The organism is Bacillus sp. L_1B0_5 (genome assembly GCF_000836715.1).
Classification (GTDB): Bacteria; Bacillota; Bacilli; order Bacillales; family Bacillaceae_G; genus Bacillus_A; species Bacillus_A thuringiensis_S.
Genome location: NZ_JXIS01000063.1, coordinates 18,672 through 43,046, shown reverse-complemented (window position 1 = coordinate 43,046; position 24,375 = coordinate 18,672). Strand labels below are relative to the sequence as shown.

The window sequence follows — 24,375 nt, the reverse complement described above, 5'->3', positions numbered from 1 at the left end:
GTTTTTTTATTTAACTAGGGGGTTATAACAATGAGCGGAATTATAGCGACGTATTTAATTCATGACGATTCACATAACTTAGAAAAAAAGGCGGAACAAATTGCACTCGGATTAACAATTGGTTCTTGGACTCATTTGCCACACTTATTACAAGAACAATTAAAACAGCATAAAGGCAACGTCATTCATATTGAGGAATTAGCTGAACAAGAACATACGAATTCATATTTACGCAAAAAGGTAAAACGTGGGATTATTAAAATCGAATACCCGTTATTAAATTTCAGTCCAGACTTACCAGCGATTTTAACAACTACATTCGGAAAGCTATCCCTTGATGGCGAAGTAAAATTAATTGACTTAACTTTTTCAGACGAGTTAAAAAAACATTTTCCTGGTCCAAAATTCGGGATAGATGGTATTCGAAACCTTTTACAAGTGCATGATCGTCCCCTTTTAATGAGTATTTTTAAAGGAATGATTGGACGAAATATTGGGTATTTAAAAACGCAATTACGTGATCAAGCAAGTGGTGGTGTAGATATAGTAAAAGATGATGAAATATTATTTGAAAATGCATTAACACCACTTACGAAACGCATTGTATCTGGAAAAGAAGTTTTACAATCCGTATATGAAACATACGGACATAAAACGTTATATGCCGTAAATTTAACAGGACGAACTTTTGATTTAAAAGAAAATGCGAAACGTGCAGTGCAAGCTGGAGCTGATATTCTATTATTTAACGTATTTGCTTACGGACTAGATGTACTACAATCACTTGCAGAAGATGATGAAATCCCAGTTCCTATTATGGCACACCCTGCTGTAAGTGGTGCTTATTCAGCATCTAAGTTATATGGAATTTCATCTCCATTATTACTCGGAAAGCTACTACGCTATGCTGGGGCTGACTTTTCATTATTCCCATCTCCATACGGAAGTGTTGCGCTAGAAAAAGAGGAAGCTCTTGCTATCTCAAAATATTTAACTGAAGACGATGCATTTTTCAAGAAGAGCTTTTCTGTTCCATCTGCTGGTATTCACCCTGGTTTCGTTCCCTTTATTGTACGAGATTTCGGTAAAGATGTTGTTATTAATGCTGGCGGCGGGATACATGGACATCCAAATGGAGCGCAAGGCGGTGGTAAAGCTTTCCGTACTGCAATTGATGCTACTTTGCAAAATAAACCACTCCATGAAGTAGATGACATAAATTTGCATAGTGCACTACAAATATGGGGAAATCCCTCTCATGAGGTGAAATTATGAGTATTCAAGTATTTTGTGATTTCGATGGCACGATTACAAATAATGATAACATTATGTCCATTATGGAAAAATTCGCACCACCAGAAGCTGAAGAAGTAAAGAATAGAATTTTATCACAAGAGCTATCTATTCAAGAAGGTGTTTCTCAATTATTTCGATTAATACCTACTCATCTGCACGATGAAATTATTCAATTTTTAATAGAAACTGCTGAAATTCGTAATGGTTTTCATGAATTTATACAATTTGTAAATGAAAATAACATTTCTTTTTACGTTATATCAGGTGGAATGGATTTCTTCGTCTATCCACTCTTACAAGGGATCATTCCAAAAGAACAAATTTATTGTAATGAAACAGACTTTTCAAAAGAGTTCATTACAGTTAAATGGCCTCATTCTTGTGATGATCATTGTCAAAATTATTGCGGATTATGTAAATCATCATTAATTCGTAAATTAAGTGATACAAATGACTTTCATATTGTAATTGGTGATTCTATTACTGATTTACAAGCTGCGAAACAAGCTGATAAAGTATTCGCTCGCGACTTTCTTATTACAAAGTGCGAAGAAAATCATATTGCTTATACACCGTTTGAAACATTTCAAGATGTGCAAGCTGAATTAAAACTTTTGTTGGAGGTGAGGGCATGAAACAACTTTTTCGTCAGTGGTATGACTTGAGCGAGATAAAAAAAGAATTAACAACTCGAAATTGGTTCCCAGCAACAAGTGGTAATATTTCTATAAAAGTTAGTCATGAGCCACTTACTTTTCTCATTACAGCAAGCGGTAAAGATAAAACAAAAACCACTCCAGATGATTTTCTATTAGTAGATCATGTAGGAGTTCCCGTTTTAGAGACTGAATTACGCCCTTCAGCAGAAACAATATTGCATACACATATTTATAACAATACGAATGCTGGGTGCGTACTTCATGTTCATACAACTGATAATAATGTCATTACAAATTTATATAGTGATGCAGTTACCCTTCAAAATCAAGAAATTATTAAAGCTCTCGATATTTGGGAAGAAGGTGCAACAATTCACATTCCTATTATCGAAAACCATGCCCATATCCCAACGCTTGGAGAAAACTTCCGAAAGCATATACAAGGTGATTCGGGAGCGGTATTAATCCGTAACCACGGTATTACCGTATGGGGCCGAGATAGCTTTGATGCAAAGAAGAGATTAGAAGCTTATGAGTTTTTATTCCAATTTCATATAAAACTATTATCAATTCAAGGAGGCGTTTCTAATGGCGCAAATTCGTATTCATGAAGTAAATACTCGTATTGAAAATGAAGTAGAAGTATCTAAATTTCTACAAGAGGAAGGCGTTTTATATGAGAAATGGAATATTTCTAAACTTCCTACTCATTTAAATGAAAATTATTCTTTAACAGATGAAAACAAAGCTGAAATATTAGCTGTTTTTTCAAAAGAAATTGCTGATGTTTCAGCACGTCGAGGTTATAAAGCATATGATGTAATTTCACTTTCAAATAGCACACCTAACCTTGACGAATTATTAATTAATTTCCAAAAAGAACATCATCATACAGACGACGAAGTTCGCTTTATCGTCAGTGGTCATGGCATTTTCGCTATTGAAGGCAAAGATGGGAAATTCTTTGATGTTGAACTTGAGCCAGGCGATCTAATATCTGTTCCTGAAAATGCAAGACATTATTTTACCTTGCAAGATGATCGTCAAGTTGTAGCTATTCGTATTTTTGTGACAACTGAAGGCTGGGTTCCAATCTATTAAGGTAGTTAGTTGAATAAAAGGACTTGGACCCCCTTTTCCAAACTTTTATTCACTCTACATATATACATCCTCCTATGGAACAGGCTTATTTCACTTTTGAAATAAGCCTGATTTTTTATTTACTCAAAAGTACCATTTCACCACAAATTTAACGTCTTGATTTTTCAAGTGTATTTTTCGAACATTTTTTGAACATTTATTGAATTTTTTCTGAAAATTCTGTTTTGTATGTGATATACTACAATTAACTAAGAAGGAAAATAATATCGCAAACAGAGGGGGATAATCATGAGCTTACTTATCGCACTTATACTTGGAGTTACATGTGGAGCATTTCCTGTTATTTTAGGAGCTATTATGGAAGAGTTAGAAATTGGTGTTTTAGGATTTGTCGCATCTTGTGTAAGCGCTTTATTGTTTGGTTTATTCGGCGCTATTCCTGTTTCAATTCTGTGTGCTTTTTATATAATACGCCATGCTCGTACAAAACAATTTGGTCCTAATCACATCGCACAAATTATCCCATTCCCGGTTGAACGATGCCGCCGCGCTTCTAACTTATAATTATAAAAATTAAAGATGACTAAATAAATAAAAGTCCTCAAATGAGGACTTTTATTTATTTTCTTCTAGAAATTGAAACAATTCTTGTAGATGTAGGGCATCTTCACCATAGCTAACAGATACATGAAATATACCGTCAATCTCAGCTTGCATATAAAGATCCACTCCATCACGATCATATTTCAATGCCAAATAAAATTCCATTTCTTCTAACATCTTTTTAGAGGTTCGAATTACATAATGCCCTTTCTCATCTCTTCCATATTCAAATTCTGGTTCAAAATCATATTTTTGTTTAAAAGCTCCTTTTTGTTTTTCATTAATTTTCATACAAGTAGCTCGCTGTACAGTATCAATCATCTCATCAAACTTTTGAAGGTCCACCTCGTTTACCCCCTTATATATTTTTTATATAATACTTGTGTTCCACTATTTTCTTCGCCATCCTTAATTAACTCTTCATACAATTCTTTCGCCAAACTTAAGCCCGGGACTGGTAATTGTAATTTTTCTGCTTCCTCTAAAGCAATTTTCATATCTTTCATAAAATGCTTCACATAAAATCCTGGCTCAAAGTCTCCTTTTAACATTCGAGGAGCTAAATTACTTAATGACCAGCTACCTGCTGCCCCTGTTGAAATACTCTCTAACACTTTATCTGGATTCAATCCAGCCTTCTTCGCGTAAGCAACAGCCTCACATACTCCAATCATATTGGAAGCAATCGCAATTTGATTGCACATTTTTGTATGTTGTCCACTCCCAGCTGGTCCTTGTAATTGAATGTTTGTTCCTAACTTTTCAAGTAAAGGTAAGCATCTATCATATATTTCTTTCTCTCCACCTACCATAATTGCGAGTTTTGCTTCTTTCGCACCAACATCTCCTCCTGAGACAGGTGCATCTAACGTATATATATTTTTGCTTTTTGCAACTTCATTAATACGTTTTGCTAAAGTAGGTGTAGATGTCGTAAAGTCAATTGCTATCGTACCTTCTTTTGCATGTTCTATAATTCCTTCTATACCAAAATACACTTCTTCTACATCATGTGGATATCCAACCATTGTCATTACAACATCAACTTGCTTCACTAACTCTTTTGGCGTATCACACCATTGTGCACCATCTTGCACTAAAGAATCTGTTTTTGCTTTCGTTCTATTATATACATATACTTTATGACCATCTTGCATTAAGTGATAAGCCATACTTTTTCCCATTACGCCAATACCAATGAAACCTATTGATAAAGTTTTATGTTCCATTTTCTCATCCCCTTTGTTCTAATAAATCATTTACCATCTTTCGAAACTCTTTATTAAAGTCATCATCCATACTATTTTTCACATTTGAAAATAACATAACAAAAATCCCTTTTTCTTTATTAAAATTATTGAAAGTGTTCCAACCAGATAATACACCATGATTATGAAAATAATCTGGATATATATAAAAACTAAATGCATATTTCCGTTCTGCTGAAGGCGAAAACATTGCTTGTATACTTTGTTCAGAAAGAAGTTTTCCATTTATAATTGCTTCGTCTAACTTCTTCATATCTCCAACTGTCGTATACATCTCACCGCAACCATATAGCCAATCCATGCCTAACTTCTGCGCTGGTACAAGTTCTTGATCTTTTTTCACATAACCCTTTGTAAAATTTTTATCTCCAGGTACCATATTTCCCATACCGGATTCATGCATATCTGCTTTTACAAATATGTTTTCTTTTATGTAATCTCCTAAAGGTTTTTTCGATATATGTTCTATTATATAAGCAAGCACCATATAATTATAATCTGTATATCTCCAACCTGTTCCTGCAGGAAATTCTAAATTTTGACGTCCAATCCAATTAATTAACTGTAAACGGGAAGCAGCATTCACATTGCCTTTTGCGTGTTCAGGTAAACCAGAGGTATGTGTTAATAAATGATATAGCGTAATATTTTTATTCTCCGGAAATGAAGGAATATATTTATTTACATTATCTTGAATATTCAATTTCCCTTGTTCTTGCAACTGTAAAATAGATGTGGCAACAACTGTTTTCGTAATAGAACCGATACGATATTTTGTTTGAGGTGTATTTTCTATTTTATTTTGAACATCAGCATACCCATATCCTTTATTCAATATAACACGCTCTTTATCTGTTACCAAAACTGTTCCATTGAATTGCTTTCCGACTAAATATTGATCTAATTTTTGAGATATGCTAGCATAATCAATTTGTTGCTCTTCTTTTTCTTCTATATTCCCTTGTACTTCCGATTCAATAGTAGGATTCACTTTAGTTGTTAATACAGTGTTTTCCTTTATATTAGGGCTAACAAGAAAATAGTATACTCCGCCGCCAACTATAACAGACAGTGAAGCCATTATCATTACTTTTTTTATCATATTGATCCTCCATAATTCCTTCGCTAAAAATTGTCCCCCTATTCTATTATCAAACAATAAAAAAAAATCGCAACAATTTGTTGCGAAAAATTACATTTTTTCTTTTCTATACACACATACTTGATTCTTGCCATTTTTTTTCGCTTCATATAATGCAATGTCCGCTCGTTGCATTAATTCTTCTCTTGTAGTTCCTTGTTCATATAACGCAACTCCAAAGCTAGCTGTTAACTTCGAAATTCCAGTGAATTGCTTTGTTTCAATGAAGAATCGTAATGACTCCGCAACTTGAAATGCTTCCTTTTCTACTGTATTTGTCACTAATATAATGAATTCTTCTCCTCCCCATCTTGCAAATACATGTTGCTGCTCCACTTTAGATTTCATAAGCTCTGCAAGTTGTATTAATGCCAAATCACCAAAATCATGACCATATGTGTCATTAACTGTTTTAAAATTATCTATATCAAATAAAATAATTGCTATTTTCTCATCACTACGTATTACCTTTTCCCACTCTACCTCTAGTATTTGTTGAAACTTTAAACGATTATAAATCTCTGTCAATGAATCTACCATAGCAAGTCTTTCTTGCTCTTGATAGATTTCATCTAATTCTGTAATTTCCGTGCACTTTACAATAAATCTTGATAAATCTTCTGGCAATGGTGTCGCACGTAATAGAAAAGTAGATACTGCCCCTTCATAATTTGACATCTTAATTCTTCTACCACTTGATAAAGTATCGTCTAGCCATGTTATATCATGCGTCGTCGAGTAGTATCCATTTTCTCTAATAAAATGTTCAGCAAATACTAAATGTTGCTCACGATAGGCAAACAAATCTTCATATCCGAAAAACGTTAAAAAATTTGTATTACAATCAACAATCTCATCATCTTCTACTATAAATAATAAATCATTTTGAAAATCAAACATCGTTTGAAGCAGTTCCTGCTGCAAACTAACTTGCCTTACTAAAGAAAGTTGATACAAACTCTTATTCACTTCTTCTAACACTGCTTGCGGAGTTACAGGAGCTATTACAATATTACGTATTCCTAATGCAAGTACATCTGTAAATTCTTTTGTTATTTGTTGATCCCAAATGACAATGAATGTACTTTGCTGGGTATACATATTCTTAATATATTTTATTTGAGAATATTCTGTTACATACATAATTATAATGTGTGGTTTCGTTCTTTGAAATAATAGTTCGCCCTCTTCAAAACTATTTGCTATAAACATACATTTTGGATGGATATTTTCTATCGTTTGTTGGTGTTTACATCCATTTTCTATATAAAGGACATTTAACTGCAGATCTTGTAACACATTTTGGAAAACCGTATTCTCTAATAAAAAATGTAGTATGTTCATCACTAGTCTTCACTCACTTCATATATCTTGTTCTACTGAATTCCTCACAAACATTTTTAAAAGGCTGTTCTCCAATAAACTTTAATTTGTGAGAGATACATATTAACAAGCTAATTGAGAATGTTATCTTCCCTTTTCACTCTATAAATTCCTTTTTTAGTGTATGATTATAGGAATTATATCGTTTGTATGAATGCCCTAGCTTATTTCTTAAAACTTGACAATTAAAATAAAGATATTATATTCTTAAATTCGATAACTTACAAAATGTAAGTAATATACATTGCGTTTTCCTGATAATTTTATATACAATTTGGAGGATATATAATGACAAACGACAACTTTTTTAACGTTCTATATGAACGCACATCTACACGTGCATTCAACCCAAATAAAGAAATCTCATCTACAGAATTACATGAGATTTTAAAAGCCGCAGCACAAGCACCTTCCGCTTGGAACTTGCAACACTGGAAATTCCTTGTTTTTCAAGGTGAAGATGTACAAAAACGATTACACCCAATAGCCTATAACCAACAACAAATTCTTGATGCTTCTGCAGTAGTCGCTATTTTAGGTGATTTAGAAGCTTATAAAAATGTTGAGCCAGTATATGGTCCAATTGTAGAACAAGGATTTATGAAAGAAGAAGCAAAAGAACGCTTAGCTAAAAATATTGAATCTGCATATGCTCGTGAACAATTCCCAAGAGATGCTGCCTTTTCAAATGCATCTTTAGCAGCAATGCAACTTATGCTTGCAGCTAAAGCAACTGGTTGGGATACTTGTGCTATTGGTGGCTTCAATCCACAAGCACTGACAGACGAATTTAACGTTTCATCTCGTTACGTTCCAATTATGCTTATTACAATTGGTGAATCAACTTTAAAAGGCCATCCTGCACCTCGTATGAGCGTAGAGCAAGTGAGTGAGTGGGCAAAATAATAAAAAACGAAGGTAACTACATTGCCTTCGTTTTTTTATTTCTTGTCATACTTTTGTAATATTACTACAAATCATTCGACATTTATACTTATGGAAAAGTATATTCTATTCCCTTATCATAAATAAACGTGACGTTTTGTGTCGAATTTTGTTTAGGTATTGAAATATACCCGTGTGTTTTTGTTACAATTATGATACAATGATAACAAATAGATAACAAGAGAGGGATTTTCATTGAGTTCATACGGAAGCTTTATCGCACTTTTATGTTACATAGTAACTGTACTGCTTCTATATTTTATTGGTGATGCCGCAAACATCTCCATTTTACAATTCCCAAAAGAAGAAGCGTTCCAATTAGAATCAGAAAAACATACTGCACGATCCATTGTACCACTACTCCTAGCTCTTCCTGTATATATCATCGTTTTATATAAAAGTAAAAAAGTGTAAAGGCTACCCATTTCATTTATTTCGGTGGTTTTTACATTTTTTGTTATATTCCCCCTATTTTAAACATCATTCCATACTAAACACCCAGCTAGTCATTTAAAATGAGAAAATCCCCTAGAAAAAATTCCACTCTCTGTCCAGTCACTCACTACCGAACTTACATAGATTATAAGTGTGAAGGGGGTGATGAGGATTATGTTTGGATCATTTGGATGCTGTGATAACTTTAGAGACTGTCATCATCATGAAAGAGAGTGCAGACATCATGAGAAAGAGAAAGAGAAAGAAGTGGTTAGACCACAACAACCAGCTGTATGTAACGTACTTGCTAGCATTTCAGTTGGAACAGAGCTTTCTCTTTTAAGCATTAGAGGTAACGGCACTTTCAACAATGTAATTTTTGAAGGTTTCGCTAACGGTGTTGCTCTTTTCTCTGCTTTAGCTCGTAATAACAATGATAAAGATAACAATAAAGACGATAAGAACAATCAAAATCGAAATACTTTTACTGGTATTTTACGTGTATGCCCAACTGATATCGTTGCAATCGCTATCTAATTCTGTCTCTTATCCTCGATAGTAAGCAAATATGATTTACTTTTCTCATAGAAAAAACCTGAGACCGATTTCAAATCGACTCAGGTTTTTTTATTGATTATATGCTTTTAACTAGTTCAACAACTTCTTCAGCAGTTGACATCATTAATGCTTTTTCTGCTAATGTTTCCATTTCTGCTTTTGACAACTTGCTTAGTTGTGTTCTTGCAGGAAGAATAGATGTTGCACTCATACTGAACTCATCTAAACCTAATCCTAATAATAATGGGATAGCAAGTGAATCGCCTGCCATCTCACCACACATACCAGCCCATTTGCCTTCTTTATGAGCAGCATCGATAACCATTTTTACAAGACGTAAAATAGATGGGTTATATGGTTGGTATAAGTATGATACTTGTTCGTTCATACGGTCTGCAGCCATTGTGTATTGGATTAAATCATTTGTTCCGATAGAGAAGAAGTCAACTTCTTTCGCGAATTGATCTGCTAATACTGCTGAAGCTGGGATTTCAACCATCATACCAACTTCAATAGAATCAGAAACAGTTGTACCCGCTTCTACAAGTTTCGCTTTCTCTTCTAATAAAATTGCTTTTGCTTGACGGAACTCATCAAGAGTTGCAATCATTGGGAACATAATTTTTAAGTTACCGTATACGCTAGCACGAAGTAATGCACGAAGTTGTGTACGGAACACATCTTGCTCATCAAGACATAAGCGAATTGCACGGTATCCTAAGAATGGGTTCATTTCTTTTGGTAAATGTAAGTATGGAAGCTCTTTATCTCCACCGATGTCAAGTGTACGAACAACGACTGGTTGACCTTCTTTTACACCTTCAAGAACTGCTTTATACGCTTCGAACTGCTCTTCTTCTGTTGGAAGATTGTCACGACCCATGTATAAGAATTCTGTACGGTATAAGCCAACGCCTTCTCCGCCATTATCGATAATACCTTGTACATCATTTGGTGTTCCGATATTTGCAACAAGCTCAACATGATGTCCATCACTTGTTACAGTAGCTTGGTCTTTTAATTTTGCCCATTCAGTTTTTTGCTCTTCAAATTTCGCTTTCTTTTCTTCAAACGAACGAAGTGTTTCTTCTGATGGGTTTACAATTACTTCTCCATCTAAACCGTCAATGATAACGATATCGCCGTTTTGGATTTTCTCCATAACAACTTTCGTACCAACAACAGCTGGAATTTCCATAGAGCGAGCCATAATTGCAGAGTGAGATGTACGTCCACCGATATCAGTAGTGAAACCTTTTGCATACTTACGGTTTAACTGAGCTGTATCAGATGGTGTTAAATCTTCAGCAATAATGATTACCTCTTCAGAAATTGTACCAGGATTTGAGAAGTTAATCCCTAGTAAATGTGCAAGAACGCGTTTTGTTACGTCACGAATGTCCGCAGCACGTTCTTTCATATATTCGTTATCCATGTTTTCAAACATAGAAATAAACATTGATGCAACTTCATCCATTGCAAATTCAGCATTTACTTTTTCGCTATTTACTTTATCTTTTACTGGGTTTACTAGTTCTGGATCATTTAACACTAATAAATGTGCTTCAAAGATCGCAGCTTTGTCAGCACCTAGCTCAGCAAATGCGTGGTCCTTAATAGCTTCTAATTCAGTTTTTGCTTTCTCAAGCGCAGCGTCTAAGCGTGCAATTTCTGCAGCTTCGTTTGTAATTGATTTCTTTTCGATGTTAAATTCAGGATTTTCAAGTCTGAAAGCCTTTGCAATAGCAATCCCACTTGATGCAGCGATCCCTTGAATGTTAAGAGTCATTATTCTCCTAATCCTTCGTTTTTCATAGTTTCTTCGATAGCTGCTAGTGCTTGAGCTGCATCATCACCATTTGCAGTGATTTTAATTTCTGCGTTTTGTTGAATGCCTAAAGACATAACGCCCATGATTGATTTTAAGTTAACGTTCTTTCCGTTATACTCTAAGTTAATGTCAGAACCGAATTTGCTTGCAGTGTTTACAAGTAGAGTTGCTGGACGAGCATGAATTCCTGAGTCGCTAGTTACTTTAAAGATTTTTTCCATGATAATTTATCTCCTTTAAATTACAGTTTTTTTTAGTTGTATAGACGTGAGTACTACATCATCTATTGTATATAATAGGCGATGTTCGGTCAACCACATCGCCTATTATAATTATAAACATTTTGCGTCAAATTCCTACTGAATGTCAATAATAGCGGTTTCGCCCTTCTTAACATTTCCATCTTTTTTCAATTCGACTTGTTGCCCTTGTTGTAAGTTTGTAAATACAATTGGTGTAATGATAGATGGTGCATTTCCTTTTACAAATGCAAGATCTACTTTTAATAACGGTTGGCCTTGCTTCACTTTATCACCTTGTGCTACAAGTGCCTCGAATCCTTCACCATTTAATTTTACAGTATCAATACCAAAGTGGATTAAAATTTCTTTTCCACCTTCAGATTGAATACCAATCGCATGTTTTGTAGGGAATACATTGACAATTTCACCGTTAACTGGAGAAACTACTGTTCCTTCAGTTGGCTCAATTGCAAATCCGTCTCCCATCATTTTTCCTGAGAATACTTGGTCAGGTACTTCTGTAATTGGTAAGATTTTCCCTTCAATTGGTGATACAATTGTTTCATTTTCATCAACTTTTTGAGGAGTTTCTTCCACTTTTACAGGTTCTTCTTTTTCAACATGAGGTGTACGACCTGACATTATATCATGAATTTGTGATTTTAATGTGTCAGATTTCGGTCCGAAAATAGCTTGAATGTTATTTCCAACTTCAAGTACACCAGCTGCTCCAAGTTCTTTTAAGCGGTCTTTATTTACATTCTTTTGTTCGTTAACTTGAACACGTAAACGAGTAATACAAGCATCTAAAGAAGCAATGTTTTCTTTACCACCAAGTGCTACTAATACTTCACGAGGAAGTTCGCCTGCTTCTGTTTTTCCTGCACCGTCATTTGCATTTGCCTCTTCACGACCAGGTGTTTTTAGATTCCATTTACGGATTGCAAAGCGGAATCCGAAGTAGTAAATAACTGCTAGTACAAGACCAACAATAATTACCCACCACCATGCTGTACGGCCTGGTAGTACACCGAATAATAAGAAGTCAATTAAACCACCAGAGAATGTCATACCAATTTTAACACCTAAAATTTGCATTGTCATAAATGATAGACCAGCAAATACAGCGTGAATTCCGAATAATACTGGCGCTACGAATAAGAATGAAAATTCAAGTGGCTCTGTAATACCTGTTAAGAAAGATGTTAATGCTGCAGAACCTAAAATACCTGCTGCTAATTTTTTATTTTCTGGACGTGCTTCATGGTACATTGCTAAAGCTGCTGCTGGAAGACCGAACATCATGAACGGATACTTACCAGTTGTAAATGTACCTGCTGTTAATTCTACACCGTCTTTCAACTGTGCCATAAAGATTTTTTGGTCACCACGGATTAATTCGCCAGCTGCATTTGTATACTGACCGAATTCGAACCAGAACGGTGAATAGAAAATGTGATGTAGTCCAAATGGAATTAATGAACGTTCAATTAAACCGAATATAAATGCTGCGATTGTTCTATTTGCATCAATCATTTGATGTGAGAACGTGTTTAAGCCACCTTGAATGTATGGCCAAACGAAGCACATGATAATACCTACTATTAAAGAGAATGTTGCAGTTGCGATCGGTACGAAACGCTTACCTGCAAAGAAACCTAAGTATGATGGTAATTCAATGTTGAAGTATTTATTATAGCAATATGCCGCTACTATACCGACGATAATACCACCAAATACCCCTGTTTGTAGCGTTGGAATACCTAATACGTTTGCATACGCTGGATCTGCAAATCCAATTTTTACTGGGTCTGCTCCAGAACTTGTTACTTTCACTAGCTTATCTACTTCTAAGAACACACTCATCGTTTTGTTCATAATTAAGTAGCCGACGAATGCTGCTAAACCAGCTACTCCATCTCCACCAGCTAAACCAATTGCTACCCCAACTGCGAATAATAATGCAAGGTTAGCGAAAATAATATCACCAGATTGTTCCATAATTTTTGCAACCATTACGAACCAATCTGCTTTTAAAGCAGGAATAACATTTGTTAACTGTGGATTTTGAAATGCATTACCAAATCCAAGTAAAATACCTGCCGCCGGTAAAATCGCTACTGGAAGCATTAACGCTTTTCCGACTTTTTGAAGAACACCAAAGATCTTCTTAAACATGGAAACCCTTCCTCTCTTATCTATATTGATACCTTCCGACAAACGCCAAAAAGACATGAGGAAAAAAAGATAGAACGATAGCTATACAAAGGGTAGTATATCCCTTTCTCTAGCTTACATTCCTTACTTTTCTCCACTCATGCCTGATCGAATCAGTAACACGTGTCAAAAATAGGTTTACGTATAAGTTCACTATAATTAAGGCAAACGTTTTCGTTACTCACCTTAATGTGTTTGTCGAAATTTGTATAACTTTGCAATAGTTATTATACATAACTATTGTAAGCGATTCAATCATTTTTTTTAACGTTTTCATTTTAGACAAAAATATATGACTTATTACACATGCTCTGCCTTTACTAAGCGTTGCAAGTGCATCGTTAAATAAATACTTTCAGCTTCATATACAGGTAGTTGCAACTCTTTTTGCATGACCTTGACTAGCTTCCAAGCTACGTTATAGCAAACTGGATACTCCGCCTTTAGTAAATCAGCAAAACTTTGCGATTCTTCTACTTTTTCTCCTTTTTTCACCCTCTCAATAGCATATTGAAGATGACGAATAAGGCGTAAATAATGAATGCTCTCTTGATCTAATGTAATTTGTAAGTTTGTCTCAATTAAAGATACAAGTTGTGCAATGAGACGGGAGTTTTGATTAACTGAAGATAAATCAGAATTTGTAAGCGAACTGTAAATGTGAAGTGCAATAAAACCAATTTCTCCTTCTGGCAATGTAATTTGCAAACGAGAATTTAAAAGTTCTACAACACCTTCCGCAATTTCATATTCCTCTGGATAGAGCATTTTTGTTTCAACTAAAAAAGGATTATCAATTGTAAGTCCTTGTTTTAACCTTTTAATTGCAAATGAAATATGATCTGTTAACGCAATATGAATATGTTCATTTAGTGGAGATTTCGCTTTTTCTTGAATGTACAGCATAATATCGTTCATCAATTCAATTAATTTTTCACTAACATGCGGCACTAATAATTTATATTGTTCACGATCACGTTCATTTTTTAAGACAAACATTTTTTCGATTTGTTCTTGCTCCAATACATCTTTCGCTTTTTTCCCAAATCCAATTCCTTTACCAATCACTACTACTTCCTCGTGTTCAGGATGGCTAGCAATGATGACATTATTATTTAAAACTTTTTTAATTTCTAGATAATTATTCATATAACACCACCCTCGTACTTAAATAGCCTACTTTTATGTTACAGAATATTCTTCTTTGTCGTCAATGTAAAACATCTGCCATTTAATAAAAATTCATTTTTTAGACATGTTTATATATGATGCGTATAATGTAAGAGCAACTGTACATAGAAAGGAGATAACAGCATGATTAAAATGTTTGTAAGTGATATCGATGGTACAATGATGCAACACGGAGGTCTTATTGATGAACAAGATGTTGCGGCACTACGCAGCCTCGCCGAGCAAAATGTTATTCTTTGCTTCGCTTCCGGAAGACTTGATAATGAAATTGCAGACTTAATGAAAGCTGTAAATACAAATTTTCATCGCATTAGTGTAAATGGTGTTTTTGTATATACACATGAAAATAAACAACTATTATCTGCAACTTTTGATTCCAGCATACTTCCCGATTTGTTAGCTATGACGAATGAAAATCCTTATTTCCGTTATGTAAGTGATGAGCATAATTATTACATTGAAGAGAAAACACCTTTTATTCAAGAACTTGAACAACAAGTAACTATGACTTCTGTTGAAGAACCAAACTTACTACAGAAGATTGATGATACAATTTTCCCAAATAAAATTTCTGTCGGTGGAACAAAGGAGAGCTTGCAACTCCTTCAGAAAAAAATTGATGAAAAATTCCACGGGAAAGTTAGTACTTTCATCTCAGCAGAACAATGTTTAGATGTAATGCCACCGAATGTTAGTAAAGGCTCTGCCATTTCTGTTTTATTAAATGAGTTTCAAATAAAACCTGAGGAAATTGCTTGTATAGGAGATTCTTACAATGATATTCCTATGTTTTCTTTAACTCCTCACAGTTTTGCTATGTCGCAAGCAGATGATGCAGTAAAAAAACACGCTCACTATGTAGTAAATCACGTCAAAGATGCTGTTAACCACGTAATTGCTCATAATAAAAATACGACTCATTCCTTATAAGGATGAGTCGTATTTTTATTTCTTTACATGTTATCCATTTTCATTTCCACTGTACTTCACAAACTGAAATATACTATTTGTTACGTGCGATATTCGTAATAAATTTATAACGATCTCCACGATAAATACATTTCACGTACTCTAGCGGTATCTCACCTTCTGAATATGACCATTGACGCATTACAAGTACAGGCGCCTTTTTAGGAATATGCAGATGTTCAGCTTCATTTTCCGTCGCAACAGAAGCTTCAATTGACTGAGTAGCGCTAACAAGTTTAAAGCCCAGTTTTTTCTCTAAATGTTCATATAAAGATTGTTGCAATATCTCTTCGTTAATATCTTTTACAAGAGCTGGCGACAAATATGTCGTCTCAAAAGCAATCGGTTCATCATCAGCTAAGCGAATACGCCTCACTTCATAAACCGATTCCCCCTCCTGTATTCTCAACCGGTCTGCTATTTTAGCAGTAGCTGGAACTAGGCGGAAACTAAGTAATTGACTACTTGGGTTCATTCCACGAGAAATCATATCTTCTGTGAATCCCGTCATTCCTTGCAATTTTTGTTCCACTTTCGGAAGTTGGACAAATGTTCCAATTCCACGCTTCCGATATAAATAGCCTTGTTCCACTAAATTATTAATCGCCTGTCTGATTGTCATACGACTCACTTCGAACTTATCACAAAGTTCATTCTCAGATGGGATTTTATCTCCCGGCTTCCATTCGCCGTCCTCAATTAGCTGTTTCACCCACTCTTGAATCTGATAATAGATCGGAAATGGTGAATACTTGTCGATGTTCATCAGCAATCGCCTCACTGCATAAAGATAGAGCTTCTTGATCTGCGATTACGGTTACATTCGGATGACGTTGTAAAACTGTTGCCGGACACTCTTCACTATATTCACCTTGCAATAATTCTTTAACAGCTTCTGCCTTTTTAGCACCCATAGCTACAAGTAGAACTTGTTTCGCTTTCATAATGCTTCCAATTCCCATTGTAATCGCATGAGTTGGCACATCTTCTTCTTTTTCGAAGAAGCGAAGGTTTGCTTGGCGTGTAGATTCTGTTAATTCAACAATGTTCGTTGGAGAATTAAACGGTGTTCCTGGCTCGTTAAATCCGATGTGACCGTTTTCACCGATTCCAAGAATCTGTAGGTCAACTGGGTTAGCAGTTAGAATGCCCTCGTAACGTTTGCACTCTTCCTCTAAATCACTTGCCATCCCGTTTGGTACATAAGTTTGTTTAAATGGAAGATGATCAAACAACTGTTCTTGCATGAAATAGTGATAGCTGTTTTTATCTTCATGTGGTAAATTTACGTACTCATCTAAGTTTACAGTGGTTACACGGCTTGTATCAAGTTTATTTTTTCGCATTTCTGCATAAATACCTAATGGAGAGCTTCCTGTAGCCATTCCTAATGTTGGATTTTCTTTTGTTTTTACAACTTCTTCGATTAATTTATAACCTGCTTCTGCTAGTTCTTCTGGAGTTTTTACAACAAGAATATTCATTTAATTACTTCCCTTCCTTCATATGAATTCCTAAACGAACCGTATCATATACATGTAAATCTTCATTCATCACAACAAAGTCTGCATCTTTTCCTACCGATAATGCACCTTTATTATTTAATCCAAACTCTTCTGCTTGGTTAACTGATGTCATCAGTACTGCATCTTCGATTGAACAACCTGTAAATTCAATTACATTTCGGAAAGCTTGATCCATTTTTAGAATACTACCAGCTAACGTTCCATCTTCTAATCGAGCACTACCATCTTTTACATGTACTGGCTGTCCGCCAAGCTCATATAATCCATCTTCAAGACCTTTTGCGCGCATTGCGTCAGTAATAACACTTACTTTTTTCGGTCCTTTTAACTTATATGCTAATTTCACCATATCAGGGTGAATATGAATACCATCTGTAATTACTTCAACCATTACATCTGGATTTAATAACACATGACCAACAACTCCTGGCTCACGGTGATGTAATCCACGCATTTGATTGTATAAATGTGTCGCATGTGTAATCTTTCTATTTTTTAGTTGCGCATCAATTGCATCTGTATGCCCCATTGTGCCAACTACACCAGTTTCAGCAAGATATTGTTCAAACTCTAATGCTCCCTCTTCTTCTGGTGCATATGTTACTAATTTAATTAAATTCCCACTTGCTTCTTGCCATTGTTTAAATTGCTCAATATTTGCAGGAACGATATGTTCAAGTGGTTGTGCACCTGCACGTTTCTTTGAAACATAAGGTCCTTCTAAGTGAATATATTCGAAATGTGCTCCTTTTTCTTTTGCTTCTTTCGCAGCGGTTAGCGCTGCTTCAATTGCCTCTGGAGCTTGTGTCATTGTTGTTGGGAAGTAAGTTGTAACCCCTTCTTTTAACATTTCTTTACCTAGAGTTACTAACCCATCGCTATTTGCATCCATCGCATCAATATCGTATCCACCATGAATATGAACATCGATCATACCTGGAATTACAATCTTCCCTGTAGCATCAAAAACAGTTTCATTTTCTTGTGGTACATATTGAGCCATCAAACCAATTTCTTTAATGGTTTCTGCGTAACGGATAAATCCGTTTTCCACTATTTCTTGACCTGTGTAAATTTTGGCATTGATGACAATTTGCGTTTTCATTTTCATCGATCCTTTCCCATAAAATACCTACTTGTTATTATTACCTTATTCGCCTAGTTCCATCTTAATATATGCACGAGTAGTTGTCTATACATTCTAATGAAATTTCCTTTTTATTCAACAAAAAAGGAAATTTCTTACGTCCCTTATAATTATAATATATATTATTCATTTTTCCAAAAAGGGACAGTATCCACCCCTAATATAGAAATCACTTCAACAATGGCATTAACCCGCTAGACTCTAACATAACATGTTCACCATCTGTTTCTATTTCTACTGTACGTTTATTCGTTCTATATACCATTATACCGTGCCTTTTTAAGCGTTTTACTACACTTTGGTGAGGATGTCCATACGGATTACTACTCCCGTAAGACAGAATAGCAAACTGCGGCTCCACTTTTTTTATAAACGTTTCACTTGTTGAAGTATACGAGCCGTGATGCCCCACTTTTAAAACATCTGCATGTACATCAAATTGTTTTAATATTTCATGTTCTGTCCTTACATCCGCGTCACCCATTAATAAAAAATCCGCTTTTCCATATCGTACCTTTAAAACAATTGAGGATTCATTATTTTCATCTTTTGATTTCCCATTGTTTAATACCTGTATAGAAACATGTGGATCCAGCGGTATATATTGCCCTTCCTTTACTGAAACGAAAGGTATCCCTCTTTTTTTAATATTATTCCGATATGTATGATAAGTAAGAGAACTATATGTTTTTCCGCTATCTAATATAAGCGATACCGGCATTTGCTCTACAATTGGAATTAACCCCCCTATATGATCCATATCGGGATGCGTACTGACAATTACATCTAAATGATTAATCCCTTTCTCAATTAATTTCTGAATAATAACCTCTCCTGCTTCATAAGGTCCACCATCAATTAACATTGTTTGTCCGTTTGGCATTATGATAAGTGTTGCATCACCTTGTCCCACTTTTAAAAAGCTCACTTTCATTTTACTAAGATGTTGCCGATGCATATGTAAAGGAGACGTAGTATGGATGGACATCATATACCTTTTAGCTGATGCGCTATTTAAAGAAAAACATAATAAAACAGAAACTAATAATAGAATAATCCGCATACCTCTCATAACTCGTCTCCTTTTTTCATTTAGTATGGCACTGTAAATAATTGATATACAAAAAAAGCTTAGCAAAATGCTAAGCTTTTATTTCGATATCTCTTGTAAGGAACCGAAGAATAAATCCGCTTCATTCATTTGTTCATTCTCTTCAGAAAGCGGCGGTAAATCATCTAATGTTTTCAATCCAAATGTGTCCAAAAATTCTTTTGTTGTTCCGTATAAAATAGGACGCCCTGGTCCTTCTGCTCTTCCCATTTCTTTTATAAGTAAATGTGAAACCAACGTTTGTAACGCCTTATCGGTTTTAACTCCTCTAATCTCTTCCATTTCAGTCCTTGTGATTGGTTGACGATATGCAACAATCGCTAACGTTTCGAGGGCAGCTTGTGAGAGCGAAGCAGCTGTTGGTGTATCTATCAATTTTTGATAATATGAAGCATGTTCTTTCTTTGTAGCAAAACGATATACTTTTGCATACTGTACAATTTGCAAACCACGGTTTGCACCTTCACATTCTTGTTGCATTTCTTCTAAAATATTAATTACTTCATTCATTTCAATTTCAAGAACTTTCGCTATTTGTTCTGGATAAATCCCTTCATCACCAGAAACAAATAAAAGGCCTTCAATAATTGACTTTTGTTCTTTCCTATCCATTTCACGAGCTCCTTCCTTCTATTTTCCCATAAAAATACACATCAAAAAACCGAATCACAATCAATGCGTTCGGTTCAATATTTTCTCTCTTGTTCCAAACGATACATTAAAACATAGCATGAAATAAAGTGTTTCTATCCCAATTTCACATACTTGCTCTATGCAGATTTATTAGAGCTTGATACGAAAATTTCATCAAAATTATGTTCTTGCTCAATTATGATTTGTTGATTTTTCATAAGTTCCAGAACTGCTAAAAATGTTACAACCATTATTTCACGTTCATCATCAACAAACAAATCATAAAAACTTTGGCGACCACCCTTTATTTTTAACTGCTTTAAAATATCAGTCATTCGCTGTTCAATTGGTATTTCTTGACGAGTAATACGTGTTGTTACAGTTTTTTTTGCCTTTTTACGGCGCATTAATTTTTGAAATGCCGCTAGCATATCATATAACGTAACATCAAGAGGCAAGTTTGTCTCTTCTTCTTGTTGCAACGATGTAAAGTCAATTGGTGGACGTGTATATAGCTGTGCTCTTTCTTGTTCTCTTTCTTTTAACTCAGTAGCAACTTGCTTATATTTCTTATATTCAATTAACCTCTCCATCAATTCTTGACGAGGATCATCTATAAAATCATCACCGTTATCAAGTACATCTTCTTCATGTTTCGGCAACAACATTTTACTTTTAATTTGTAATAACGTTGCGGCCATTACTAAATACTCACTTGCAACATCTAATTGAAGTTCTTTCATCGTATGCACATAAGATAAATATTGCTCTGTAATATCCGCTACAGGAATATTATATATATCAATTTCATAACGATGTATTAAATGTAACAATAGATCTAAAGGCCCTTCAAAAGCCTCTACTTTAAAATTATATTGCACAAAGCATCCCACCACATTTTTTCTATAACAACATAAGTATAGAGCATACTCATGTTCTATCCAACCTTTTTAAGAAATTTAATTAAAAATAGACCGATGCCTATGTCATCATGCCCACCACTTCATATGATAACAGTGTAGTAAGAACAATGTAGGAGGTCAAAAAACTATGGGTCACGTTGATTGTGGTTTTAGCGGTGGGTTCGCATTACTTGTTGTACTGTTTATTTTACTAATTATTGTAGGAGCAGCTTGCTTCTGCTAATATGAACAATAACGGCTAGGGGGAAATCTCCTAGTCGTTTATTGTTCATATTTCTATGATACACTTATATGTATAACCATTAGATAGGGGCGAGAAAACATGTATCCTACCGAATACATACAATTTTTAATTCATTTCCAAGGAGATTACGACTATTTTGAATGCCACGAAATACTAGAAGAGTACTGGAAGACAAAACCAAGAGGAAATCGTGACCATTACTTAGTGGGTCTCATTCAAATTGCAGTTTCTTTGTACCACCAAAGGCGTGCTAACTGGAATGGCTCCACAAAAATGATGAAAAGCGCAATCACAATTTTAGAAAAAAACAGTGTGCCTTTACAACGTTTAGGAATTAATCAAGTACAACTTCTTTTCTTGCTCAATGAAAGATTGCAATCTATCCATAAAAAAGAACGTTTTGTACCTTTATTTTTACCCTTATCAGATCCATCGTTAGAGAAGCAGTGTATAGAGTTATGTCAAAAACAAAACCTCTCTTGGAAAGACTTGAATGCTATCCCAGGTGAATATATTATACACAAGCATACTTTGCGTGATCGCACAGAGGTCATTACTGAACGAAACGAACAATTACAAAAAAGAAAGCAGAGATAATAAACTACTTATCCCTGCTCTCACGAATGTATATTTTGTTCTAGCCCTTTACATTTTTCGCAAAAACTTGCTGTTTGCTCATTTCCGCAAATTGTAAACTCAAGAAATTTACTCTTTAACTCTTGAACCATCTTCGTTCCAATCCCCACATGACGATGAGACGGATTTACACTTAAATGCTGAATTTCTAATACTTGATTCTCTTTTTTTACAATCCCCATTATTCCAACAAAATCTTCATTTTGTTTCCACAAATACAATTGCCAATCATCTTTTGCTTCATATTCTTTCATTGTCAATTGTAATGTTTTTACATCTTTTTCAGTTGGCATAAACGAAAGAAGCCCCATTGCAATTTTTTCATAACTTTTTTTAAAACGAATTAACATAACCCTTATCCCTTCTTACAAAAGTTACAAACTAGTAATCCCCTCAATCACTCTTTTCATATCACATTCATTTTACAATATTTTCAACAGAGTGAGAAGAGTCTAAAACAACTTGATAATCATACAAAGCGAAAAGAAGAAAGTCAAATCTATGTTTCAGCACTATTCTTTTAATAAATAGAGTTAAAAAAATAAAATTTTATATGGAATGAAAAGAAACATATCATTCAACATCACTTCATTAATAGTTACCCTAAAACAGCACAATTCTAGCACAATTAATATAACAAAAAATATTTGTTGAAACATATAATGTATTGTATTCTATGTAATTTGTTAAAGGTTTGTTCTCACAAGCAATATATTTTAGCAACAATACTACTTGTATGATGCTGTTGAAGAAGTACTCAATCTCATTAAAAATAAAAAAGAGAGCAAAAGCTCTCTTTTTCCTTACCTTATTCTTCCCAAACTTTAACTTCTTTCATTACATCGCCTTGACGCATTTTTAATACTGTTTCAATACCGCTTGTTGCTTTACCAAATACAGTATGAACGCCATCTAAATGTGGCTGTGGCTCATGAACAACAAAAAATTGGCTACCGCCTGTGTTACGGCCAGCGTGAGCCATAGAAAGTGATCCTACAAGGTGTCTATGAGGGTTTCCATCAGTTTCACATGGAATAGAGTAACCTGGACCACCAGCACCTGTACCTGTTGGGTCTCCACCTTGGCTTACGAAGCCAGGAATAACACGGTGGAATGTAACACCGTCATAAAATCCTTGCTCTGCTAATTTTTTAAAGTTTTCTACTGTTTTTGGCGCTTCTTCTGGGAAAAATTCCAATTCGATTTTTTCACCGTTTTCCATTAATATGTATCCTAAAGTTTTCATATGTATATGTCTCCTTTCAACTATCTCAGCACTATATTACCACATTCATGACTAGAAACAAAAAGAATCCGACAATCTAGATACTTCTTTTTTGAAATGTGGAAAAAGCTAGGTGACAAATAAGAAATATATACTATAATAACTTTGTTGCCCGAAAATTTTAGAAAGAGAAAGGGAGCGGTTTTTCGTGAAAACGAAATTATTAGCTCTGCTATTAGCTGTAACGGTATTTATGATGCCAACAGCTTCATTTGCAGACATCATCGAGGGAGAATCAATTGTTACACTAGGAGAGAACTTATCCGAACAACAAAAACAAGATCTGTTAAAAGAAATGAAAGCACCGAAAGATGCTACAATTATTACTGTATCTAATGCGGAAGAACATAAATTTCTAGAAGGCATTGTTCCAAAAGCACAAATTGGTACGAGAGCAATTTCTTCTTCTATGATTACATACACAAAACCAGGATCTGGTCTTATTGTACGATCAAAGAACATTAACTGGGTAACAGATGCAATGTACACTAACGCTTTGATTACAGCAGGTGTAAAAGATGCAGAAATTCAAATTACTGCACCTTTTAAAGTTTCAGGAACTGCAGCTTTAACTGGATTAATGAAAGCATATGAAACAGCTTCCAATAAACCAATTCCGGAAGAAGTTAAAAAAGTAGCGAATGAAGAAATGGTACAAACAGCCCAGCTTGGTGATAAAATTGGTGAAGAAAAAGCAGTTCAACTTGTTGCAAAAATTAAAGAAGAAATTGCAAAAGAACAGCCAAAAACAACAGAAGATTTACGTTCATTAATAAAGAAAATTGCGGATCAACTCGGCATTACATTAACAGATGAACAGTTAGATAACTTAGTAGCGTTATTTGATAAAATGAAAAATCTTAATATCGATTGGAATCAAGTTGGTAGTCAATTAAACAAAGCAAAAGAACACGTTTCTGCCTTTTTAGGATCTGAAGAAGGACAAAGTTTTCTAGATAAAGTGAAAGATTTCTTCTCAAGTATCATTGATTTTGTTAAATCTTTATTCAAGTAAAAAAGAAGCCCGCCAG

Annotated in this window: 28 protein-coding genes; 12 read left to right on the top strand and 16 right to left on the bottom strand. The window is 34.6% G+C overall.

What is annotated here, in order from left to right; all coding sequences use genetic code 11:
• The first annotated feature begins 30 nt into the window (after positions 1–30).
• From mtnW to RT27_RS20600, 5 genes are all read left to right on the top strand, one after another.
• Complete coding sequence (gene mtnW, locus RT27_RS20620; protein WP_029443176.1) at positions 31–1,275, top strand: 2,3-diketo-5-methylthiopentyl-1-phosphate enolase; 1,245 nt, start codon at positions 31–33, stop codon at positions 1,273–1,275.
• Positions 1,272–1,931: a 2-hydroxy-3-keto-5-methylthiopentenyl-1-phosphate phosphatase gene (locus RT27_RS20615; RefSeq protein ID WP_029443177.1), complete on the top strand. Its 660-nt coding sequence runs from the start codon at positions 1,272–1,274 to the stop codon at positions 1,929–1,931. Before mtnW ends, RT27_RS20615 begins: the two co-directional genes overlap by 4 nt.
• Positions 1,928–2,566: a methylthioribulose 1-phosphate dehydratase gene (locus tag RT27_RS20610; RefSeq protein WP_000811341.1), complete on the top strand. Its 639-nt coding sequence runs from the start codon at positions 1,928–1,930 to the stop codon at positions 2,564–2,566. The genes RT27_RS20615 and RT27_RS20610 overlap by 4 nt, the downstream gene beginning before the upstream one ends.
• Positions 2,544–3,056, top strand: a complete 513-nt coding sequence (locus RT27_RS20605) for a cupin domain-containing protein (RefSeq protein WP_029443178.1) — start codon at positions 2,544–2,546, stop codon at positions 3,054–3,056. The genes RT27_RS20610 and RT27_RS20605 overlap by 23 nt, the downstream gene beginning before the upstream one ends.
• Before the next feature lie 288 nt (positions 3,057–3,344).
• On the top strand, positions 3,345–3,620 hold the full coding sequence (locus RT27_RS20600; protein ID WP_000054659.1) for a hypothetical protein: 276 nt from the start codon (positions 3,345–3,347) through the stop codon (positions 3,618–3,620).
• A gap of 51 nt (positions 3,621–3,671) precedes the next feature.
• On the opposite strand, the gene RT27_RS20595 is transcribed toward RT27_RS20600, so the two are convergent.
• The 4 genes from RT27_RS20595 to RT27_RS20580 form a co-directional block, all read right to left on the bottom strand.
• Entirely contained in the window at positions 3,672–4,004 is a 333-nt protein-coding gene (locus RT27_RS20595) for a DUF3909 family protein (RefSeq protein WP_029443179.1), read from the bottom strand.
• 5 nt (positions 4,005–4,009) lie between these two features.
• Positions 4,010–4,888, bottom strand: a complete 879-nt coding sequence (locus tag RT27_RS20590; RefSeq protein WP_016080407.1) for an NAD(P)-dependent oxidoreductase — start codon at positions 4,886–4,888, stop codon at positions 4,010–4,012.
• Between the two features lie 4 nt (positions 4,889–4,892).
• Positions 4,893–6,029, bottom strand: a complete 1,137-nt coding sequence (locus tag RT27_RS20585; protein ID WP_029443180.1) for a serine hydrolase — start codon at positions 6,027–6,029, stop codon at positions 4,893–4,895.
• Positions 6,030–6,119: 90 nt separating this feature from the next.
• Positions 6,120–7,412, bottom strand: coding sequence for a GGDEF domain-containing protein (locus RT27_RS20580; RefSeq protein WP_029443181.1), 1,293 nt, complete (start codon positions 7,410–7,412; stop codon positions 6,120–6,122).
• 327 nt (positions 7,413–7,739) lie between these two features.
• On the opposite strand from RT27_RS20580, the gene RT27_RS20575 reads away from it, so the two are divergent.
• The 3 genes from RT27_RS20575 to RT27_RS20565 all read left to right on the top strand — a co-directional run bounded on the left by RT27_RS20575 (position 7,740) and on the right by RT27_RS20565 (position 9,368).
• Entirely contained in the window at positions 7,740–8,357 is a 618-nt protein-coding gene (locus tag RT27_RS20575) for a nitroreductase family protein (RefSeq protein WP_000180387.1), read from the top strand.
• A 234-nt stretch (positions 8,358–8,591) separates the two neighbouring features.
• Positions 8,592–8,810 carry a hypothetical protein gene (locus RT27_RS20570; RefSeq protein WP_000100485.1) on the top strand — a complete coding sequence of 73 codons (219 nt, stop codon included), beginning with the start codon at positions 8,592–8,594 and terminating at the stop codon, positions 8,808–8,810.
• 195 nt (positions 8,811–9,005) lie between these two features.
• Positions 9,006–9,368, top strand: a complete 363-nt coding sequence (locus RT27_RS20565) for a DUF3915 domain-containing protein (protein ID WP_016080403.1) — start codon at positions 9,006–9,008, stop codon at positions 9,366–9,368.
• A gap of 97 nt (positions 9,369–9,465) precedes the next feature.
• Here RT27_RS20565 and ptsP read toward each other — a convergent pair whose 3' ends face one another.
• The 4 genes from ptsP to glcT all read right to left on the bottom strand — a co-directional run bounded on the left by ptsP (position 9,466) and on the right by glcT (position 14,828).
• A complete protein-coding gene (ptsP, locus tag RT27_RS20560) occupies positions 9,466–11,178 on the bottom strand; it encodes a phosphoenolpyruvate--protein phosphotransferase (protein ID WP_000174216.1) in 1,713 nt (570 codons plus the stop codon).
• The gene (gene ptsH / locus RT27_RS20555) at positions 11,178–11,441 is read right to left on the bottom strand and encodes a phosphocarrier protein HPr (protein ID WP_000411080.1); all 264 of its coding nucleotides are present in this window, start codon (positions 11,439–11,441) and stop codon (positions 11,178–11,180) included. The genes ptsP and ptsH overlap by 1 nt, the downstream gene beginning before the upstream one ends.
• Before the next feature lie 135 nt (positions 11,442–11,576).
• Positions 11,577–13,640, bottom strand: a complete 2,064-nt coding sequence (gene ptsG / locus RT27_RS20550; RefSeq protein ID WP_016080402.1) for a PTS glucose transporter subunit IIABC — start codon at positions 13,638–13,640, stop codon at positions 11,577–11,579.
• A gap of 339 nt (positions 13,641–13,979) precedes the next feature.
• The gene (gene glcT / locus RT27_RS20545; protein WP_001067323.1) at positions 13,980–14,828 is read right to left on the bottom strand and encodes a ptsGHI operon transcription antiterminator GlcT; all 849 of its coding nucleotides are present in this window, start codon (positions 14,826–14,828) and stop codon (positions 13,980–13,982) included.
• Positions 14,829–14,993: 165 nt separating this feature from the next.
• On the opposite strand from glcT, the gene RT27_RS20540 reads away from it, so the two are divergent.
• Entirely contained in the window at positions 14,994–15,800 is an 807-nt protein-coding gene (locus RT27_RS20540) for a Cof-type HAD-IIB family hydrolase (protein ID WP_000594250.1), read from the top strand.
• A gap of 73 nt (positions 15,801–15,873) precedes the next feature.
• Here the strand turns inward: RT27_RS20540 and RT27_RS20535 are convergent, their stop codons facing one another.
• The 6 genes from RT27_RS20535 to scpA all read right to left on the bottom strand — a co-directional run bounded on the left by RT27_RS20535 (position 15,874) and on the right by scpA (position 21,137).
• Positions 15,874–16,605 (bottom strand): GntR family transcriptional regulator, encoded by a 732-nt coding sequence (locus RT27_RS20535; protein ID WP_014894892.1) that lies wholly within the window; start codon positions 16,603–16,605, stop codon positions 15,874–15,876.
• The gene (nagB, locus tag RT27_RS20530) at positions 16,535–17,323 is read right to left on the bottom strand and encodes a glucosamine-6-phosphate deaminase (RefSeq protein WP_016080401.1); all 789 of its coding nucleotides are present in this window, start codon (positions 17,321–17,323) and stop codon (positions 16,535–16,537) included. Before nagB ends, RT27_RS20535 begins: the two co-directional genes overlap by 71 nt.
• A gap of 4 nt (positions 17,324–17,327) precedes the next feature.
• Positions 17,328–18,470, bottom strand: coding sequence for an N-acetylglucosamine-6-phosphate deacetylase (gene nagA / locus RT27_RS20525; protein ID WP_016080400.1), 1,143 nt, complete (start codon positions 18,468–18,470; stop codon positions 17,328–17,330).
• A 211-nt stretch (positions 18,471–18,681) separates the two neighbouring features.
• Entirely contained in the window at positions 18,682–19,584 is a 903-nt protein-coding gene (locus RT27_RS20520; RefSeq protein ID WP_001214828.1) for a ComEC/Rec2 family competence protein, read from the bottom strand.
• 78 nt (positions 19,585–19,662) lie between these two features.
• The gene (gene scpB, locus RT27_RS20515) at positions 19,663–20,235 is read right to left on the bottom strand and encodes a segregation/condensation protein ScpB (RefSeq protein ID WP_000375171.1); all 573 of its coding nucleotides are present in this window, start codon (positions 20,233–20,235) and stop codon (positions 19,663–19,665) included.
• Positions 20,236–20,393: 158 nt separating this feature from the next.
• On the bottom strand, positions 20,394–21,137 hold the full coding sequence (gene scpA, locus RT27_RS20510; RefSeq protein ID WP_043937265.1) for a segregation/condensation protein A: 744 nt from the start codon (positions 21,135–21,137) through the stop codon (positions 20,394–20,396).
• 169 nt (positions 21,138–21,306) lie between these two features.
• Between scpA and RT27_RS33820 the strand changes: the two genes are divergently transcribed.
• A complete protein-coding gene (locus tag RT27_RS33820; RefSeq protein ID WP_000510194.1) occupies positions 21,307–21,402 on the top strand; it encodes a YjcZ family sporulation protein in 96 nt (31 codons plus the stop codon).
• Positions 21,403–21,501: 99 nt separating this feature from the next.
• Positions 21,502–22,020 carry a DUF309 domain-containing protein gene (locus RT27_RS20505; protein WP_043937263.1) on the top strand — a complete coding sequence of 173 codons (519 nt, stop codon included), beginning with the start codon at positions 21,502–21,504 and terminating at the stop codon, positions 22,018–22,020.
• A gap of 20 nt (positions 22,021–22,040) precedes the next feature.
• Here the strand turns inward: RT27_RS20505 and ribT are convergent, their stop codons facing one another.
• Positions 22,041–22,409, bottom strand: a complete 369-nt coding sequence (ribT, locus tag RT27_RS20500; protein WP_016080396.1) for a GNAT family N-acetyltransferase RibT — start codon at positions 22,407–22,409, stop codon at positions 22,041–22,043.
• Between the two features lie 458 nt (positions 22,410–22,867).
• Positions 22,868–23,305, bottom strand: coding sequence for a peptidylprolyl isomerase (locus RT27_RS20495; protein WP_016080395.1), 438 nt, complete (start codon positions 23,303–23,305; stop codon positions 22,868–22,870).
• Between the two features lie 187 nt (positions 23,306–23,492).
• On the opposite strand from RT27_RS20495, the gene RT27_RS20490 reads away from it, so the two are divergent.
• Positions 23,493–24,359 carry a DUF1002 domain-containing protein gene (locus RT27_RS20490; RefSeq protein WP_000850513.1) on the top strand — a complete coding sequence of 289 codons (867 nt, stop codon included), beginning with the start codon at positions 23,493–23,495 and terminating at the stop codon, positions 24,357–24,359.
• Positions 24,360–24,375: the final 16 nt, after the last annotated feature.